This window comes from Erysipelatoclostridium sp. MSK.7.34 (assembly GCF_019041935.1).
Lineage (GTDB): Bacteria > Bacillota_I > Bacilli_A > Erysipelotrichales > Coprobacillaceae > Thomasclavelia > Thomasclavelia ramosa.
Genome location: NZ_JAHPYJ010000001.1, coordinates 286163 through 304344, shown reverse-complemented (window position 1 = coordinate 304344; position 18182 = coordinate 286163). Strand labels below are relative to the sequence as shown.

Here is an 18182-nt window from a genome sequence, read left to right as displayed (position 1 = left end):
TATTATCATCTCAATTACCAAAAAACCTTATTCTTGGTATAATGTTTATGGGTGATTTAAATGAAACGTTATACAATAGGGAAAATGGCAAAATTAAATAACGTAACTGAACAAACCCTAAGATTATATGACAAAATGGGTTTATTTAAACCAGCTTATGTAGATGAACATAACGGATATCGACTCTATGATATTGGTCAGTCTGCACGACTTGACATAATTCAGTATTTAAAGAATTTGGGAATGACTTTAAAAGAAATCAAAGAAATTTTTGATTCAAAAAATTTAGAATTATTACAGGAAAAACTAGAAGAAAGTAAGCTACAGATTAACAATCAAATTATTCAATTAAATGAGCAAAAAGCAGCAATTCAAAAAACAATTGATTCATTTGAACTTTTTAAAGCTGCCCCAAAAGTTGGAATGATCACATTAGAATTTATAAATAAAAGAACGATGCTCTATGTTGATGAAAAAGTAAATTTTTATGATTATGATCTAGATGTTTATGAAGAATTATTAAGGGAATTTAAAGATGATCTCATTAAACAAGCTTTACCTCCAACAATCTTTTTTAATCCAGGAACTATTTTGCGTAAGGAATATGTTTTGAAAAGAAAATTTTGTGCAACTGAAATTTTTGTTTTTATTGATGATAAAAAAGAAATTCCGTTAAAAAAAGAAACAATTCCAGCTAATATGTATCTATGTATTTATTGTGATGATTTTACTAAAGAAAAGGAATATGCACATCGTCTTTTTGATGAAATTGAATCTAAAAATTATACAATAGTCGGGGATTATCTATGCGAAAGTTTGAATGATATTTTGATATTTAACGATAAACAAAGAAATATGTATTTAAGGTTACAAGTTCCAATAAAAATTTGATAATTATTTCACAAATTCTTGACCTTATGGTAACAATAAAGTTTATACTTAGAGTATATGGAGGTAATCAAGATGAATAAAGAAAAAATTAGAGTTGTACAGTATGGATGCGGAAAAATGGCAAAATATATAATCCGTTATCTATATGAAAAAGGTGCTGATATTGTTGGTGCTATCGATGTAAATCCTGATGTTGTAGGCAAGGATATTGGTGAATTTGCAGAATTAGGATTTAATCTAGGGGTAACGATCAGTGATGATGCAGATGCTGTGTTAGATGAATGTGATCCAGATATTGCAGTAGTCACATTATTTAGTTTTATGGAAGATTGCTATCCTCATTTTGAAAAATGTGTTCGCCGTGGAATAAATGTTGTAACAACATGTGAAGAGGCAATTTATCCATGGACTACTTCATCAAAACTTACTAATAAATTAGATGAATTAGCTAAAGAAACAGGGTGCACAATCGTTGGTTCAGGAATGCAGGATATATACTGGATCAATATGATTGGAACAGTTGCTGCTGGATGTCAACGTATTGATAAAATTGAGGGTGCAGTTTCTTATAATGTTGAAGATTATGGTTTAGCACTTGCTAAAGCTCATGGAGCTGGATTTAGTCCTGAACAATTTGAAAAAGAACTTGCTCATCCTGAGACATTAGAACCAGCTTATGTATGGAATTCAAATGAAGCGTTGTGCAATAAAATGGGATGGACAATCAAATCGCAAACACAAAAATGTGTACCATATTTTTATGATACTGATTTATATTCAGAAACATTGGGTGAAACAATTCCGAAAGGAAATTGTATCGGAATGTCTGCGGTAGTTACAACAGAAACTTTCCAAGGACCAATCATTGAAACTCAATGTATTGGTAAAGTCTATGGACCTGATGATGGTGATATGTGCGACTGGAAAATTAAAGGTGAACCTGATGTAAGTTTCTATGTTCAAAAACCTGCGACAGTTGAACATACATGTGCAACCGTAGTTAATCGTATCCCATCTATTTTATTAGCGCCACCAGGATATATGACAGTTGAAAAATTAGATGAATTAGAATATCTATCATATCCAATGCATTTGTATTGTGATGAATAAGAATCCTTTGGGATTCTTTTTTTAGTTAACTATATTGATTATCAACATAGTTAGTGTATAATAAAAGTAAGAAGAGTATCGATAATCGATATAAGGGTGGTAAAAATGGCAAGAAAAGAGTTTGAGACACTCACGCCTCAAATGTTCTATATTTTAGTAGTATTGAATGTTCCTCGACACGGCTATGAAATTATGAATGAAATTATGCGAATTACAAATGATGAGATAAGGGTAGGAGCAGGAACTTTATATACTCTCTTATCGCGGTTTCAAAATGATGGTTATATTGAATTAGTAAGTGAGATTGATCGAAAAAAAATTTACCAGATTACAAAAATAGGTAAATATAAACTGCAAGAGGAAAAGCGGAAACTGGAAATGCAGATAAAAGCTTTGAATGAGGTAAATCAAGATAAAAATTAAAATAAAAAGATATGATATGCTGTTTATAGATGAGGAGGAATATCTAAGTCAATTAAATTTATTAGGCAAGAAATGGCTGGATTTTAAGAACTATTAAATTTTATTTTTGTAAGGGAAAAATCTCAGAATTTAAAATATCAAGTTGATTATCACCTGCATAGTGATGAATATAAAGATTTGATAACTGGTATATGTTTATAGATATTTATAAATGTATCACAATTTTTATACCGAAGATTTAGCGGTAGTTGATTTGCGTATTGATATTGGCAATTGTTAATTTATTTAATGGCTTTTTTTAATAAAAATTACATGGGGAAATTTTATTTTAAATTATGGAAAGTGGGAGAACATAGTGAAGGTTAAATATAGATTGCTCAATGATTTGTTACTTTATGAAGATGAATGTATTACCTATTTAGAAAAAATGGCACAAGATGGCTGGTATTTAGTGAAAGTGGGAACAACTTTTTTTAAATTTGAACGGCGGTCGCCCAGAAAAGTTAAATATCAAATGGATTATAATCTTTTAACACCTGATTATCTTGAAATGATCACTTTAGAAGGCTATCGCTTTGTTGACAATTATAGAGAAATTTCATTCTTTTATAATGAAGATATTAATGCAGCGAATCTACATACAGATGAAGCAGCAAGGCTAATGGCATTAGGCAACATATATAAATATTTCCATGTTTTTTTAATAATTGGATGTGCATTAATATTATTGATTATAAACTCAAGTATATGGAAAATGAATTTATTGGTAATTCGATATACTCTTGGCAGTTTCTTTCTTAATACAAAGCTGTTTTTCGGTCATTATTTATATATCTTTATAGCTTTAATGTTTGTTATCGATGGTATTGCACTATTCTTGATGAAGCTAAGTATCAATCGCCAACAAGAAAATAAAAAATCGTTAAAAAAATGGATAAAACTATGTTTTATAATTGAAAAGTTAATTGGGCTGATTCTATTATTTATCTTAACTTTAGTGATAATTGATATTGTAGTATATAACCCGTTTGTTTTGATCGGCCTGATAATAGTAATTGGTGGTTTTGAAATATATAATTATTATATCAATAAGAAAGCTTACCATGAAATTAATAGTACACTTAGACGAGGGAAGACTGCTGTTGCAATGGTATTAGTTGTAGTATTTGTGATTGCAATGCAAAATATTGATTTTGATATTAATATTAAAACTATTCAGCCTTTACAAAAGGGAATAAACGTTGAGAGCACTTCAACGCGGTCGATTTTAGTTAGTAATTATGTTAATACTTCTTATGAAGGAGAGCAATTGATTTTTTTAGAAAGTAAATATGAATGTTTAAATAATTATATTGCAAATAAGGTATTTGAAGAAATAGTTTGTGGCGTGGAGCGAGATAGCAGGATTCCTGATGAAACAGAAATTGATGCAATTGTTGAAACGACAGGGGAATGGTCTACTAATGATGTAAAATATTTAAATTATTTACAAGCGATAAAAAAATTTAAGTATATTCAAACTGAGTATGCTGATAAATGCTATTATTTTGATAATACATTTGTAGCAATTAAAAATAAACAAATATTATTAATAGTAAAAAAAGAAGATACCAAAATCGATGAGATTCTAAAGTACTATTTATCTTAAAATGATTCATTACTTCAAACAGTTGTTGATAAAGTTATTGATTGAAAAAGTGATGATAAAATTTCCAGATAATTCTTTTTAATAAATAAAAAAGTGGCTTAATTAGCCACTTATTTGTTTACTGGCAGAGGTAGTAGGAGTCGAACCCACATCAACGGTTTTGGAGACCGGTATTCTACCATTGAACTATACCTCTATTTCCAACTGCCAATTAATAATAACATAATTGTAAAATCTTGTAAATAAAAAATTAATAAATATTATAAATAAGTTTTTTGTGATGTTAACCTATACGAATTATTTCAATATTCATAATTTAGAGTAGAAGGAGGAATTTAATGAATAAATTAGAGTTAGGTATTTCATCAATAAAATGCCAAGAATTTAGAAAGATATATCCAATTGTTAAAGCTTTTCACTCTGGAACTATCTTTGAAGAGTTAGATTTGCCATGGGGTGAGTTATGCCGATGAAAAATGATGATCTATTAATGCAAATCATGATGTTGGATTTTGCAGTGCAAGATTCTGCATTATTTATTGATACTCATCCCTGTGATAAAGAAGCGATGAATTATTTTAATGAGGCAGCAACACGTTTAAAAGCAGCAAAAAAAGAATATCAAAAACAAGGTCATGCTTTAGTAAATCGAGAAGTTGGAGCTTACCAAAACGATTACTTATCTGCACCTTGGCCATGGGTAGGTGATCATAAATGTGGTTGTACGAAAAACGTTTGCAATACCCTATAAACATTACTAAACCGAATGCAAAAGCAGCGGCAGTTATTATTGACCAATTAGGCGGACCTGATGGAGAGCTTGGAGCGGCACTTAGATATTTATCTCAACGCTATACAATGCCATATCCAGAAATTCAAGCGTTATTGACAGATATTGGTACTGAAGAATTAGCCCATGTTGAAATGATCAGTGCCATTTTATATCAATTAACTACAGATTTAACAATTGATCAAATAAAAGCACAAGGTTATGATAAATATTTTGTTGATCATACTTTGGGAATTTATCCACAAGGTGCAAGTAATGTACCTTTTACAGCGGCCTATTTCCAATCTAAAGGCGATCCAATTACTGATTTAACGGAGGACATGGCGGCAGAGCAAAAAGCACGTACAACTTATGATAACATTTTAGCTCTTGTTGATGACGAGGAAATAAAAAAACCGATTCGTTTCTTAAGAGAACGTGAAATTATTCATTATCAAAGATTTGCTGAAGCGTTGGAGATCGTTAAAGGGCATTTAAACAGTGATAATTACTATGCCTATAATCCAGCATTTAGAAATGGTAAATGCAATAAAAAGTAAATTAAAACAATACAATGAGATACTTCATTGTATTGTTTTTTTAAGTGTGCCGTGCATGGCATACATCTAGTTGGTGAAAGTCCAACCACGGGTATTTACCGCCAAGTATAGTGAACCGCAAGTCATTAACAGCGATGTTATGGGTGAAAGAAGTAGTGTAACAAAATCTTCGAGGTTACGAATAGAAATTTAATGAAGCTAAACAAGGCATGTCGATGCGGGTTTAGTGAAGAAGAAATATATAAATGTGTGAATACAAGATTAGGATGGTATAGAAGAAGTGCGATGAATGTCGTAAATTTTACAATATCATCAAAAGTTTTAGGTATAAAGAAAAGAGACAAACTAGGTTTAGTCAATCCCCTCGATTACTATCTTAAGAGTTTGTGATAGCGATATAAATGTAGAGCCGTATACGAGACCCGTACATACGGTTCAATGGGAGGGACAATAGATCACTGAATTTATTCTTCTATCCTATTATTTGTTCGATTTTCGTTGTAATAAATTCAGTTGGGCAAAGGATTTTATTAGCTCGGCTTTTTTTACATCATTAAAATATTGATATTGATTTTAGATGGGAGATTTAAATTATTTTTTGTTATGGAAAATAAATAATGATGAAGATAGATACTAAGATTGTTATAATTAGCTTGATTTGAACAATCTTATGATAAATTATATTGATTTAATCATTGCTTTATGACATAATAATGTGACTTAGTAAAAAGGAGTTTAATTAATGATATCTACACAAAATGTATCTTTACAATATGGTGATCGTGCCTTGTTTGAAAATGTAAGTGTTAAATTCACTGATGGTAATTGTTATGGAATCATCGGTGCTAATGGAGCTGGTAAGAGTACTTTTTTAAAAATTTTAGCTGGAGAAATTGAGCCTAATAAAGGTGAAGTAATTTTAGAACCACATAAACGTTTATCGGTCTTGAAGCAAGATCATTTTGCTTATGATGAAAATGGTGTTGTAGAAACTGTTATCATGGGTAATAAACGTCTTTATGAAATTATGCAAGAAAAAGAAGTATTATATTCTAAACCTGATTTCAATGATGAAGACGGAATCAAGTTAGCTGAACTTGAAGGTGAATTCGCAGAAATGGATGGATGGAATGCCGAAGTAGATGCAGAAATCATGCTTAATGGTTTAGGGATTGGTGAAGAGTTACATAATTTAAAAATGAAAGAATTAGATGGAAACCAAAAAGTAAAAGTTTTGCTTGCTCAGGCATTATTTGGGAATCCTGATGTTTTATTATTAGATGAACCAACTAACCACCTTGATCTAGACAGTATTCGCTGGTTAGAAAACTTCTTATTGAATTTTAAAAATACTGTTATTGTTGTCAGCCATGACCGTTATTTCTTAAACAAAGTTTGTACACATATTGCTGATATTGATTACTCGCGAATTCAATTATATGTTGGTAATTACGATTTTTGGTATGAATATAGCCAATTACAATTACAACAAGCTAAAGAAGTAAATAAAAAGGCAGAAGCTAAGAAAAAAGAATTGGAAGAATTCATTGCGCGGTTCAGTGCTAATGCTTCTAAAGCTAAGCAGGCAACTTCAAGAAAAAAATTATTAGATAACTTAGAAATGGTTGATATTAAGCCTTCTCTTCGTCGTTATCCGTTTATCGCTTTTAAACCAGGTCGAGAAGTTGGAAATATTGTTTTAAAAGTAGAAGGATTATCAAAAACAGTTGATGGTATTAAATTATTAAATAATGTTAGTTTCTCAATTAATCCTAAAGAAAAAGTAGCTTTCGTCGGCGATGTTAAAGCAACAGAGACATTCTTTAAAATCATTATGGGTGAAATTGAACCGGATGAAGGAACTTTCCAATGGGGAGTAACGACGTCACAATCATATTTTCCTAAAGATAATTCCGAGTTTTTTAATAACTGTGATTTAACTTTAGTAGACTGGTTGCGTCAATTCTCGGTTAAAGATGAATATGAGCAAGATCTTCGGGGCTGGCTAGGAAGAATGTTGTTTTCTGGTGAAGAAGCGCTAAAAAAAGCTTCGGTATTATCAGGAGGCGAAAAGGTTCGTTGTATGCTGGCTAAGATGATGATGGCCGAAGCTAATGTTTTAGTTTTAGATGAACCAACTAATCACCTTGATTTGGAATCAATTCAAGCCCTAAACCAAGGACTTATTAATTTTAAGGAGAATATTTTATTTACCAGCCATGACCATCAGTTTGTTCAAACAATTGCTGATCGAATTATTGAATTTAATGAAAATGGTATTTTAGATCGTTTATCAACATATGATGAATATTTAGAATATAAAGAAAATAACAAGTAGATACTAGGTATCTACTTTTCTTTTGTGTATAATATAGACAATAGGGATTTCAGGAGGAAAATTATGAATAATACAATTAAGCAGTTATTTGAGCGTAAATCGGTTCGTGTATATCAAGATAAACCAATTGAGGCTAAAGAAAAACAATTAATTTTTAATGCAGCCATTCAGGCTCCGACTGCAGGGAATATGACATTATATTCGATTATTGATATACAAGATCAGGCTATTAAAGAAAAATTAGCGAAGACGTGTGATAATCAGCCGTTTATTGCAAAAGCACCCCTAGTTTTAATCTTTGTTGCTGATTATCAAAAATGGTATGATGCATTTAAATATTATCATGGTGAAGAACAGATGCGTTCGCCATCATATGGTGATTTTTTATTAGCATTTAGTGATACTTTGATTGCAGCTCAAAATGCCGTTGTTGCAGCTGAAAGTTTAGGAATAGGAAGTTGTTTTATCGGTGATATCATTGAGCAGTATGAAGTACATCGTGAATTATTAAATTTACCTCAATATACAGCTCCAGTGGGGATGCTTGTAATGGGTTATCCGACAGAACAGCAGCAACATCGAACTAAGCCTGCTCGTTTTGATTCTAAATATGTTGTTAGTGTTGATCGTTATGAAAAATTTGATGATGAAAAGTTAGTAAAAATGTTTGATGATCGAGCAGTTTTAGCTAATCGCAGCAGTGGGGGACGAAGTTTTGTCGATGATATTTATAATCGCAAATGGACTGATCCATTTATTGAAGAAATGTCTCGTTCATCTAAATTATGGATTGAACAATGGGGAAAAGAGGATGAAGAAAGCTAAGATGATTCTTAGCTTTTTATCGTTTATCAGCTCTTATAAAGATGATAAATAATTATTGAAAGATAGTTGACATTTGCTAATATTTGCATATAATATATAGCGTGCTATTTATTTTGGAGGTGGTAAAATGCCAAATAAAAAAATTGGATTTTTAATCAAACAAGTTTTTTATTTACATGAACAGCATTTAAATAAACAATTTAGTAAATTTGGATTAACTGCTTCACAGACATTTACATTAATTTATTTGTTTAAATCTCACGACAAAGGAATTAGTGTGAATCAAAAAGATATTGAAAAAGAATTAGATATTTCTAATCCTACAGTTACTGGAATTTTGAATCGTTTAGAAGTAAAGGGATTAATTACCCGGGTACCGTGTCGTCATGATGCTCGTGCTAAAAATATTGAAGTAACTGAAAAGGCCTTAGAACTGGATAAACAGCTACGGATTGTTTTCCAACAGTCTGATGAAAAATTAGTTGAATCATTATCAAAAGAAGAAATAGACAATTTACAAAGTTATTTGATTAAGATATTAAGAAGTAATTCTTAATATTTATTTTACTGTTATTCATAGCACGCTATTTAATTTTTAGGGAGGTATATAAATGTTAAAAACACTTTTAGCCCAAATAAAAGAGTATAAAAAAGATACGATCTTAACACCTGTACTTGTTGTGGTTGAAGTTATTTTGGAAGTTGTAATTCCACTTTTAATGGCGATGATCATTGATAAGGGAATAGAAGTTAGAGATATGAATATGGTTGTTAAATTAGGAATCATTACATTGCTCGCTTCCTTTATTTCTTTAGCGGCAGGAGGTTTGGCTGGTAAATATGCCGCTAAGGCCTCAACAGGTTTTGCTAAAAATCTAAGAAAGGCAATGTATTACAATATTCAAGATTTTTCTTTTGCTAATATTGATAAATATTCAACTGCTGGATTGGTTACAAGAATGATGACGGATGTTACTAATGTCCAAAATGCTTTTCAAATGTTAATAAGAGCTTGTATCCGTGCCCCATTGATGATGGTTAGTGCCATGATCATGGCTTTTACGATCAATGCTCAGATTGCTATGGTTTTTTTAGTGGCAATTATCTTTTTAGGAGTTCTTTTAGTTTTCTTTATGACTAGAGCTCATCCGTATTTTAAAAGAGTATTCAACACATATGATGATTTAAACGCTTCAGTTCAAGAAAATGTTAATGGAATTCGGGTTGTTAAAGCTTATGTTCGTGAAGAACATGAAGACGAGAAATTTAAAAAGACATCAACTTTGATTTATAAACTATTTGTAAAGGCAGAAAACTATTTAGTTTTTAATATGCCGCTAATGCAGTTAACTGTATATGGATGTATTATTGGAATTTCTTGGTTTGGAGCACACTTAATTGTCGGGGGAAATCTTACTACTGGAGAATTAACTAGTTTATTTACCTATGTAATGATGATTTTAATGAGTTTAATGATGTTTTCAATGGTATTTGTCATGGTAGTTATGTCAATTGCTTCAGCCCAACGTATTAGTGAAGTAATCAATGAAAAATCAACGCTGCATAATCCTGCTGAGCCTGATTATGAAATTAAAGATGGTTCAATTGATTTTAATAATGTTAATTTCTCATATTTTGATGATCAAGAAGAAATTAATTTACGTGATATCAATGTTCATATTAAATCTGGACAAACAATCGGGATTATTGGTGGAACCGGTAGTGCTAAATCAACTTTTGTTCAGCTTATTCCACGGTTATATGATGTAACTAAAGGAGAAGTTTTAGTTGGCGGTAAAGATGTTAGAAAATACGATTTGGAAACATTGCGAAATGAAGTTGCAATGGTATTACAAAAAAATGTTTTGTTTTCTGGAACAATTAAAGAAAACTTACGCTGGGGTAATAAAGAAGCTAGTGATGAAGAAATTGTGGAGGCTTGTAAATTAGCTCAGGCAGATGAGTTTATTCAACGTTTCCCAGATAAATATGATACCTATATAGAACAAGGCGGAACTAATGTTTCTGGAGGGCAAAAGCAAAGATTGTGTATTGCTCGTGCATTGCTAAAGAAACCCAAAATTTTAATTTTAGATGATTCAACTAGTGCAGTTGATACTAAAACAGATGCATTGATTCGTAGTGCGTTTAAAAAAGTTATCCCTGGAACAACAAAATTAATTATTGCTCAAAGAATTAGTTCAGTTGAAGATGCTGATTTAATCATTGTTTTAGATGATGGTCAGATCAGTGCTATGGGTACTAATGATGAACTATTGGAGTCTAGTGCAATTTATAAAGAAATTTATGAAACACAAAAGAAGGGAGGAACTTTAAGTGAGTAATAGTCGGGGAAAAACAATGAAAAGATTGTTTAAATTTGTTGTTAAAAGACATAAAAAGACCTGCTTTGCAATATTGTTATTAATCATTGTTAGTAGTATTGCTAGTGTTATGGGAACAATCTTTATCAAAAGCTTAATCGATGATTATATTACACCATATATTAATATGGCAAATCCTGATTTTGGACCGTTGACGAATGCGATTTTGAAAATGATTGCAATTTATGCAGTAGGAGTAATTGCTACTTTTAGTTATAATAAGCTCTTAATTAAAGTGACTCAGGGATCGTTAAAAGAAATTCGTGATACGATGTTTGAACATATGGAAAAATTACCGATTCGTTATTTTGATACTCATAACCATGGGGATATCATGTCAATCTATACTAATGATACTGATACTTTAAGACAGATGATTTCGCAAAGTGTACCTCAGGTTATTGTTTCAGCAACAACGATCGTTTGTGTTCTTGTTTCAATGATTGTAATGTCTATTCCAATGACGATAATTAGTGTTTTGATGGTTTGTGTAATGTTATTAGTTTCTAAACATGTAACTAATCGTAGTGGGCGGTATTTCTTTGCTCAACAAACTAATTTAGGTAAAGTTAATGGTTTTATTGAAGAAATGATGGAAGGACAAAAAGTTGTTAAAGTCTTCACTCATGAAGAAGAAGCTAAATTTGATTTTGATAAAGTCAATGAAGAATTATTTGAAAGTGCATATCAAGCAAATAAATATGCTAATATTTTAATGCCGTTAATTGGAAACTTAGGATACGTAAGTTATGTGTTAGTTGCGGTTGTAGGTGGTGTTCTTGCGATTAATGGCTATATGGATTTAACGGTAGGGACATTAGCTGCCTTTCTACAATTAAACCGCTCTTTTAATCAGCCAATTGGACAAATTTCTCAACAAATAAATATGGTGTTGATGGCATTGGCAGGTGCAGAAAGAATCTTTGCATTAATGGATGAAGAGGTTGAAGATGATCTTGGTCATGTTTCTTTAGTTAATGCTAAAGAAAATGCTGATGGTACATTATCTCCAGTTAAAGAACGTACTGGACTTTGGGCTTGGGAGCATAAGCGACCAGACGGTTCAATCGAATATGTCCGTTTAGCTGGTGATGTTCGTTTTCATGATGTTACATTTGGATATAATGAAAATAAAACAATTTTGTATGATATGAATTTATTTGCTAAACCTGGTGAAAAGCTTGCTTTTGTTGGAGCTACAGGAGCTGGTAAAACAACTATTACGAATTTGATCAACCGTTTTTATGATATTCAAAAAGGTTCAATAACTTATGATGGAATTGATATTAAATTAATTAAAAAGGCAGATTTGAGAAGATCGTTAGGAATTGTTTTGCAAGATACACATTTATTTACTGGTACAGTAATGGATAATATTCGTTATGGTAAACTTGATGCTACTGATGAGGAGTGTATAGAAGCTGCAAAACTAGCCAATGCTCATGAATTTATTATGCATTTAGAACATGGGTATCAAACTATTTTGAGTGGTGATGGTTCAAGTTTATCACAAGGACAATGTCAGCTGCTAGCTATTGCTCGGGCTGCGGTTGCTAATCCACCGGTATTGATCTTAGATGAAGCAACATCAAGTATTGATACGAGAACAGAAAGTATTGTTCAAAGTGGAATGGATAAACTGATGGAAGGACGAACGGTTTTTGTTATTGCTCATCGTTTATCAACAATTAAAAATTCTGATGCCATCATGGTACTTGATCAAGGAAGGATCATTGAACGTGGTGACCATGATAAATTGATTAAAGAAAAAGGAACTTATTATCAGTTATACACTGGTGGCTTAGAATTAGATTAAAAAAGCAGCTCGATTTGAGCTGCTTTTTTATGCATGTTTGACCCGATCTTTTTCTTCAGCAGCTTTAGCATCATTGAACCGATCTAAAGTACCTACTAAATATCCAGTGATTCGACGGATTCTTTCAAAACCCAAAGGATAAAAAGTATAATCTAAATCAACCTCATCACCGTCAATTTTAATTGATAATGATTTAAGTGTTTCATCAGGAAACTTTTTTTCTAAGTATTTGATATAAGCAATTATTTCTTCTTCGTCCATTTCACCGTTTTTAACTTCAACTGCAACGTTATTAATGTCTTCCATGGTTATCACCTCAATATCATTATAACGGTTTCTATTTTTACTAGCATTAAATATGCACTATTACCACCAATAACAAATTATCATGAAAATAAGAGTTGAAAGAATAATAGTTAATACGCGATTAACTCGTTTAAACATGTATCTCATACTATCACCATTATAATATATGTTTGATTTATTAATATTTAACATGAAATAATATGACAAATGTTAATTCCTTATTGAGAAGATAACTGTTATAATGACGCTGGTGATAAAATGAAAAAGAAAAAATTAATTTTATTTGACATGGATGGAACATTAATTGACTGGCGCCAGGGAATCGATAAGCCAACTAAACAAATGTTTGAAGCTTTTCAAAAATTACGCGAACATGGTTTTTTAGTAATGATTGCTTCAGGACGATTGTTACCTTTGATCACAGTACCTCTTCGAGGATTTGAATTTGATGGATATCTTTTAAGTGATGGAGCGCATGTTATTTTAAATGGTGAAGAGATTATTAAAGAGCCTTTAGATCATGGTGATGTTGAACGAACTATTTCATTAGCACGATCATTAACTTTAGAGTATGGTTTATTGTTTAAAGATGGGGCTTATTTACAAAAAGATGGGGTAATTGCACCATTTCTAAAAAAGCTAACTTTGATATGAACAAAATTAATTATGAAAAATATGATGATCAGGTATTTAAATTATATATTCATTGTCAAAAGAAAAAACAAAATGAGATTATTGAACAATTTGGCTGTTTTAATTTAGCTTTTGAGGATGATTATGATCTGATTGAAATTAGAAATAAGTACCATTCTAAAGCAAGTGGGCTAAAGTCAATTTTAACACGCTTAGAAATTGAAACAGAAAACACATATTTTTTTGGTGATGGATTTAATGATGTGGAAATTTTTAATATGGTGGGGCATTCTTATGTGATGGAAAATGCGGCTCCTGAACTATATCAATATGGGACAATTTGTCAGCCGGTTGAAGCTGATGGAGCGTATTTGAAAGTAATGGAAATATTGGCTGAAGAGAACCTTTAAAATGTGCAAAGGTTCTTTTTTAAATAAATATAATCTTGGAATTGAAAAATATTAGTCAATTTGATAAAATCTTGTAAATACATGAAAAGGAGGGGAATTATGCAGCTGCATTTTACAAAAATGGAAGGCATTGGTAATGATTATATTTACTTTGATGGAATAAATCAGGAGATTCCCATGGATAAAGAATTTATCATGAAAATAAGTGATCGTCATTTCGGTATTGGAAGTGATGGAATGATCGTGATTTTACCATCGGATCAGTATGATTTTAAAATGCGAATGTTTAATCTAGATGGAAGTGAAGCAATGATGTGTGGAAATGGAATCCGCTGTTTTGCTAAATTTATCTATGATCATAAATTGAGTGATAAACATGTATTGAAAATTGAAACTAAATCAGGATTACGAACAGTAGAATTATTATTTGATGGCGATGAGTGTATTGGAGCAAAGGTTAATATGGGCAAACCCGTCCTAACTTGTCAAGATATTCCTTGTACATATGCTAAAGAGAAAATGATTGATGAACCGGTAGAAATTGGTGGGCGAGAATACCGTTTAACTACTATTTCAATGGGGAATCCTCATACTGTGACTTTTGTTTCTGATTTAGATACTTTGGATTTAAAAACAATAGGTCCTAAATTTGAGCACCATCAATTGTTTCCTGCGTCTGTTAATACTGAATTTGTTCAAATCATTAACAAAAGTTATGTTAAGATGCGTGTTTGGGAACGCGGTTCGGGTGAAACTATGGCTTGTGGTACTGGTGCTTGTGCAGTTATGTATGCATGCTATTTAAATCATTATACGGATAGTAAGGTAACAGTGGAATTATTAGGTGGTTGTTTGGAAATTGAATATGTAGATGAAACGATCATGATGTCTGGACCTGCAACAAATGTTTTTAATGGAACAATAGAGATATAGAAAAGGAGATAGATATGTTAAATAGTGCAGAAGAGATAATTAAATATATTGGTGATGCTAAAAAACAAACACCGGTAAAAGTTTATTTAAAAGGGAAAAACTTACCAGAAGCAACTGAATTTAAAATGTTTGGTGGAGAAGATAGTAAAGTATGTATTGGTGATTTAGAGGCTATTAAAGCTTATATGGAGGTAAATAAAGAGGTTATTGTTGATTCTTATTTAGAACAAGATCGTCGTAATAGTGCAATTCCAATGTTAGATATGACTAATATTAATGCTCGTATTGAACCTGGATGTTTTATTCGCGAACATGTAACGATTGGCGATAATGCTGTAATTATGATGGGTGCAGTTATAAATATTGGAGTCAAGATTGGTGAAGGAACTATGATCGATATGGGAGCTGTTTTAGGTGGTCGTGTAGAAGTTGGGAAACGTTGTCATGTTGGTGCTGGAGCAGTTTTAGCTGGAGTTATTGAACCACCTAGTGCTTCACCAGTAATATTAGAAGATGATGTATTGATTGGAGCTAATGCTGTAGTTATTGAAGGAGTACACATTGGTAAAGGTGCAGTTGTTGGTGCTGGTTCGATTGTTACAAGTGATGTTCCGGCAGGGGCTGTGGTAGTTGGAAATCCAGCTCGAATTATTAAAGAACAAAAAGATGAAACAACTGAAGGTAAAACTCAGTTAATGGATGATTTAAGAAAAATTTAGGAGATCAGTTATGGACGCTTTAAATGAAATTAAAAGATGGCGTCAGGAATTACATCAAATCCCTGAGCTAGGTTTACAAGAATTTAAGACTTCAAAATATCTTAAAGATGAATTAACTAAGATGGGATATGAACCAATTTCAATCTTGGATACAGGGGTTCTTGTTTATCTTGATAATCATCAAGATAAAACCTTGGCTTTTCGTAGTGATATGGATGCATTGAAAATATCCGAACAAACTAATTGTAGTTTTAAATCATGTCATAATGGTTATATGCACGCATGTGGTCATGATGGTCATATGGCTGCTTTACTTGGATTAGCTAAAAAACTAAAAGAGCAGCCTTTAAAGTGGAAGCATAATATCTTATTGATATTTCAGCCGGCAGAAGAATCACCAGGTGGTGCAAAGTTAATTGTTGAAGCTGGGATTTTAAAGCAGTATAATGTAAGAGCAATATTTGGTTTACATTTAATGCCGACAATCGAAGCAGGAAAGATTGCTTGTCGACCGGGACCATTGATGGCTCAAAATGGTGAACTTGATGTGACAATAACTGGCAAAAGTGCTCATGCAGGGTTATATCATTTAGGAATTGATTCAATCATGATTGCTAGTCAAATAATTTGTCAATATCAAAGTATTATTTCTCGAGTAATAGCACCTGTTGAAAGCTGCGTAATTAATATTGGAGAAATTCAGGGGGGAACTGTGCGAAATATCGTTGCTGATCAAACAACTTTTAAAGGAACAGTTAGAACTTACAGCGAGACAGTTTTTAAAAAAATTACAGATACGATGGAGGCAATTAATCATGGGATGGAGCAAACCTATGGCTGTACCATTGAATTTAGTTGCCCGCCAATGTATCCACCGGTTTTAAATGATTATGATCTATATCGGCAATTTGTTAGATTAACTGATGAGAATTATGAGGAATTAAAAGAGCCGTTAATGTTAGCTGAAGATTTTTCTTTCTATCAAAAAGAGGTACCAGGAATATTCTTTTATGTAGGAACTAAAACACCAAAATATTTTAGCGGTTTACACACAGAAACATTTAATTTTGATGAAGAAGTCTTGATGCAGGCAGTAGAATTATATTATCGTCTAGCAGATAAGATTAAATTGGGGGACTAAAAATGGATTATTTTGATAGAGCTAATAATGCTTTTATGAAAGCTTATGGTAGATTTGATGTTACTTTTGATCACGGTAATGGAGTTTATTTATATGATACAAACGGTAAAAAGTATTTGGATTTTTATTCTGGAATAGGTGTTAATTCATTTGGCTATGATTATCAGCTGTATACAGATGCAATGTGTCAACAGATGCACCGTTTAATGCACATATCAAATTATTTTAATAGTGTTGAAACAATTGAGGCTGCTGAAGCGGTAATTAAAGCAACACAACTTGATCAAGTATTTTTTACTAATAGTGGGACAGAAGCGACCGAAGGGGCGTTGAAGTTAGCGCGTAAATATTATTATGAAAAACATGGAAAGGCTGATAGTGAAATTATTAGTTTGAATCATTCTTTTCATGGACGTTCTACAGGAGCGGTTACATTAACAGGAACTCCTGCATATCAAACTGCATTTGGACCATTAATTACGGGTGTAAAATATGGCGATATTAATGATTTGGATTCAGTGGCTAAGTTAATCACCCCAAGAACAGCTGCGATTATTTTAGAACCTGTTCAAGGGGAAGGGGGGATCCATGTTTGCACCCAAGAATTTATGAAGGGAATTCGACAATTATGTGATAAGCATGAGATTGTAATGATTCTTGATGAAGTTCAATGTGGGATGGGACGAACAGGAACGATCATGACATATTTCCAATATGGAATCATGCCTGATATTGTTTGTCTAGCTAAAGGAATTGGGGCTGGTTTCCCAATGGGAGCGTTTGTAGCAAATAAAAAAATCGGAGATGCTTTAAAACCTGGTGATCATGGATCTACTTATGGTGGTAACCCTATGGCTGGAAAAGCTTGTAAGACAGTCTTTAAGATTTTAGAAGAAACGCAAATGCTTGATCATGTTCAAGATGTCAGTGAATATTTGATTACTAAATTAGATGAACTAGTTGAAAAATATGATTTTATTAAGGAACGTCGCGGTTTAGGACTAATGCTTGGCTTAGAATTTGATCATCCAGTCAAACCATATATTCAAAAAGCTCTCGATAAAGGTCTAGTGTTGATTACTGCGGGAACAAATGTAATTAGAATGTTGCCGCCATTCATCATTGAAGAAAAAGATGTTGATGAGATGATTAGTATATTTACTGAAGTTATTGATGAAATTAATAGTTAATCTTTACTTTTAAAAGATAGAAAAAAGGAATTGTTTAAGATAACATTGCAATAGTAATGTTATCTTTTGTTTTACATCATCATAAT

The 18182-nt window shown here is 31.9% G+C and carries 19 protein-coding genes and 1 tRNA gene; 18 read left to right on the top strand and 2 right to left on the bottom strand.

What is annotated here, in order from left to right; genetic code table 11:
- Nucleotides 1–60 precede the first annotated feature (60 nt).
- From KTF99_RS01490 to KTF99_RS01475, 4 genes are all read left to right on the top strand, one after another.
- On the top strand, nt 61–891 hold the full coding sequence (locus KTF99_RS01490) for a MerR family transcriptional regulator (RefSeq protein WP_003536311.1): 831 nt from the start codon (nt 61–63) through the stop codon (nt 889–891).
- Between the two features lie 72 nt (nt 892–963).
- Nucleotides 964–2001 (top strand): NAD(P)H-dependent amine dehydrogenase family protein, encoded by a 1038-nt coding sequence (locus tag KTF99_RS01485; RefSeq protein ID WP_008791363.1) that lies wholly within the window; start codon nt 964–966, stop codon nt 1999–2001.
- A 105-nt stretch (nt 2002–2106) separates the two neighbouring features.
- Nucleotides 2107–2424 (top strand): PadR family transcriptional regulator, encoded by a 318-nt coding sequence (locus KTF99_RS01480; RefSeq protein WP_008791364.1) that lies wholly within the window; start codon nt 2107–2109, stop codon nt 2422–2424.
- Between the two features lie 355 nt (nt 2425–2779).
- Complete coding sequence (locus tag KTF99_RS01475) at nt 2780–4072, top strand: DUF2812 domain-containing protein (RefSeq protein WP_008791365.1); 1293 nt, start codon at nt 2780–2782, stop codon at nt 4070–4072.
- Nucleotides 4073–4194: 122 nt separating this feature from the next.
- On the opposite strand, the gene KTF99_RS01470 is transcribed toward KTF99_RS01475, so the two are convergent.
- A tRNA-Trp gene (locus tag KTF99_RS01470) sits at nt 4195–4268 on the bottom strand.
- Between the two features lie 142 nt (nt 4269–4410).
- Here KTF99_RS01470 and KTF99_RS01465 point away from each other — a divergent pair.
- From KTF99_RS01465 to KTF99_RS01430, 8 genes are all read left to right on the top strand, one after another.
- Nucleotides 4411–4545: a spore coat associated protein CotJA gene (locus KTF99_RS01465; RefSeq protein ID WP_003536319.1), complete on the top strand. Its 135-nt coding sequence runs from the start codon at nt 4411–4413 to the stop codon at nt 4543–4545.
- Nucleotides 4542–4823, top strand: coding sequence for a spore coat protein CotJB (locus KTF99_RS01460; RefSeq protein WP_003536321.1), 282 nt, complete (start codon nt 4542–4544; stop codon nt 4821–4823). Before KTF99_RS01465 ends, KTF99_RS01460 begins: the two co-directional genes overlap by 4 nt.
- Complete coding sequence (locus KTF99_RS01455) at nt 4787–5401, top strand: manganese catalase family protein (RefSeq protein ID WP_008791366.1); 615 nt, start codon at nt 4787–4789, stop codon at nt 5399–5401. Before KTF99_RS01460 ends, KTF99_RS01455 begins: the two co-directional genes overlap by 37 nt.
- 742 nt (nt 5402–6143) lie before the next feature.
- On the top strand, nt 6144–7739 hold the full coding sequence (locus KTF99_RS01450) for an ABC-F family ATP-binding cassette domain-containing protein (protein ID WP_003536340.1): 1596 nt from the start codon (nt 6144–6146) through the stop codon (nt 7737–7739).
- A gap of 63 nt (nt 7740–7802) precedes the next feature.
- Entirely contained in the window at nt 7803–8564 is a 762-nt protein-coding gene (locus tag KTF99_RS01445) for a nitroreductase family protein (RefSeq protein ID WP_003536342.1), read from the top strand.
- A gap of 127 nt (nt 8565–8691) precedes the next feature.
- The gene (locus tag KTF99_RS01440) at nt 8692–9120 is read left to right on the top strand and encodes a MarR family winged helix-turn-helix transcriptional regulator (protein WP_003536344.1); all 429 of its coding nucleotides are present in this window, start codon (nt 8692–8694) and stop codon (nt 9118–9120) included.
- A gap of 55 nt (nt 9121–9175) precedes the next feature.
- Nucleotides 9176–10909 (top strand): ABC transporter ATP-binding protein, encoded by a 1734-nt coding sequence (locus KTF99_RS01435; RefSeq protein WP_003536346.1) that lies wholly within the window; start codon nt 9176–9178, stop codon nt 10907–10909.
- Complete coding sequence (locus tag KTF99_RS01430; RefSeq protein WP_003536348.1) at nt 10902–12764, top strand: ABC transporter ATP-binding protein; 1863 nt, start codon at nt 10902–10904, stop codon at nt 12762–12764. Before KTF99_RS01435 ends, KTF99_RS01430 begins: the two co-directional genes overlap by 8 nt.
- 27 nt (nt 12765–12791) lie before the next feature.
- Here KTF99_RS01430 and nrdD read toward each other — a convergent pair whose 3' ends face one another.
- The gene (gene nrdD, locus KTF99_RS01425) at nt 12792–13070 is read right to left on the bottom strand and encodes an anaerobic ribonucleoside-triphosphate reductase (protein ID WP_003536351.1); all 279 of its coding nucleotides are present in this window, start codon (nt 13068–13070) and stop codon (nt 12792–12794) included.
- A 258-nt stretch (nt 13071–13328) separates the two neighbouring features.
- Here nrdD and KTF99_RS16975 point away from each other — a divergent pair, with 258 nt between their 5' ends.
- The 6 genes from KTF99_RS16975 (at nt 13329) to KTF99_RS01400 (ending at nt 18096) form a co-directional block, all read left to right on the top strand.
- A complete protein-coding gene (locus KTF99_RS16975; RefSeq protein WP_254210078.1) occupies nt 13329–13724 on the top strand; it encodes an HAD family hydrolase in 396 nt (131 codons plus the stop codon).
- Nucleotides 13721–14113, top strand: coding sequence for an HAD family hydrolase (locus KTF99_RS16970; RefSeq protein ID WP_254210077.1), 393 nt, complete (start codon nt 13721–13723; stop codon nt 14111–14113). Before KTF99_RS16975 ends, KTF99_RS16970 begins: the two co-directional genes overlap by 4 nt.
- A gap of 99 nt (nt 14114–14212) precedes the next feature.
- A complete protein-coding gene (gene dapF, locus KTF99_RS01415) occupies nt 14213–15046 on the top strand; it encodes a diaminopimelate epimerase (protein ID WP_029480557.1) in 834 nt (277 codons plus the stop codon).
- A 14-nt stretch (nt 15047–15060) separates the two neighbouring features.
- Nucleotides 15061–15765 (top strand): 2,3,4,5-tetrahydropyridine-2,6-dicarboxylate N-acetyltransferase, encoded by a 705-nt coding sequence (gene dapD, locus KTF99_RS01410; protein WP_003536358.1) that lies wholly within the window; start codon nt 15061–15063, stop codon nt 15763–15765.
- A gap of 10 nt (nt 15766–15775) precedes the next feature.
- A complete protein-coding gene (locus tag KTF99_RS01405) occupies nt 15776–16906 on the top strand; it encodes a M20 metallopeptidase family protein (RefSeq protein ID WP_029480553.1) in 1131 nt (376 codons plus the stop codon).
- Between the two features lie 2 nt (nt 16907–16908).
- Nucleotides 16909–18096, top strand: coding sequence for an aspartate aminotransferase family protein (locus KTF99_RS01400; protein WP_003536362.1), 1188 nt, complete (start codon nt 16909–16911; stop codon nt 18094–18096).
- The last annotated feature ends 86 nt before the right edge of the window (nt 18097–18182 follow it).

Coding starts and splice junctions, on each gene's coding strand:
- KTF99_RS01400 (WP_003536362.1), top strand. CDS start 16,909: ATGGATTATTTTGATAGAGCTAATAATGCTTTTATGAAAGCTTATGGT.
- dapF (WP_029480557.1), top strand. CDS start 14,213: ATGCAGCTGCATTTTACAAAAATGGAAGGCATTGGTAATGATTATATT.
- KTF99_RS01450 (WP_003536340.1), top strand. CDS start 6,144: ATGATATCTACACAAAATGTATCTTTACAATATGGTGATCGTGCCTTG.
- KTF99_RS01485 (WP_008791363.1), top strand. CDS start 964: ATGAATAAAGAAAAAATTAGAGTTGTACAGTATGGATGCGGAAAAATG.
- KTF99_RS01405 (WP_029480553.1), top strand. CDS start 15,776: ATGGACGCTTTAAATGAAATTAAAAGATGGCGTCAGGAATTACATCAA.
- KTF99_RS01460 (WP_003536321.1), top strand. CDS start 4,542: ATGAAAAATGATGATCTATTAATGCAAATCATGATGTTGGATTTTGCA.
- KTF99_RS01490 (WP_003536311.1), top strand. CDS start 61: ATGAAACGTTATACAATAGGGAAAATGGCAAAATTAAATAACGTAACT.
- KTF99_RS01480 (WP_008791364.1), top strand. CDS start 2,107: ATGGCAAGAAAAGAGTTTGAGACACTCACGCCTCAAATGTTCTATATT.
- KTF99_RS01445 (WP_003536342.1), top strand. CDS start 7,803: ATGAATAATACAATTAAGCAGTTATTTGAGCGTAAATCGGTTCGTGTA.
- KTF99_RS16970 (WP_254210077.1), top strand. CDS start 13,721: ATGAACAAAATTAATTATGAAAAATATGATGATCAGGTATTTAAATTA.
- KTF99_RS01440 (WP_003536344.1), top strand. CDS start 8,692: ATGCCAAATAAAAAAATTGGATTTTTAATCAAACAAGTTTTTTATTTA.
- KTF99_RS01435 (WP_003536346.1), top strand. CDS start 9,176: ATGTTAAAAACACTTTTAGCCCAAATAAAAGAGTATAAAAAAGATACG.
- nrdD (WP_003536351.1), bottom strand. CDS start 13,070: ATGGAAGACATTAATAACGTTGCAGTTGAAGTTAAAAACGGTGAAATG.
- KTF99_RS16975 (WP_254210078.1), top strand. CDS start 13,329: ATGAAAAAGAAAAAATTAATTTTATTTGACATGGATGGAACATTAATT.
- KTF99_RS01465 (WP_003536319.1), top strand. CDS start 4,411: ATGAATAAATTAGAGTTAGGTATTTCATCAATAAAATGCCAAGAATTT.
- dapD (WP_003536358.1), top strand. CDS start 15,061: ATGTTAAATAGTGCAGAAGAGATAATTAAATATATTGGTGATGCTAAA.
- KTF99_RS01455 (WP_008791366.1), top strand. CDS start 4,787: ATGTGGTTGTACGAAAAACGTTTGCAATACCCTATAAACATTACTAAA.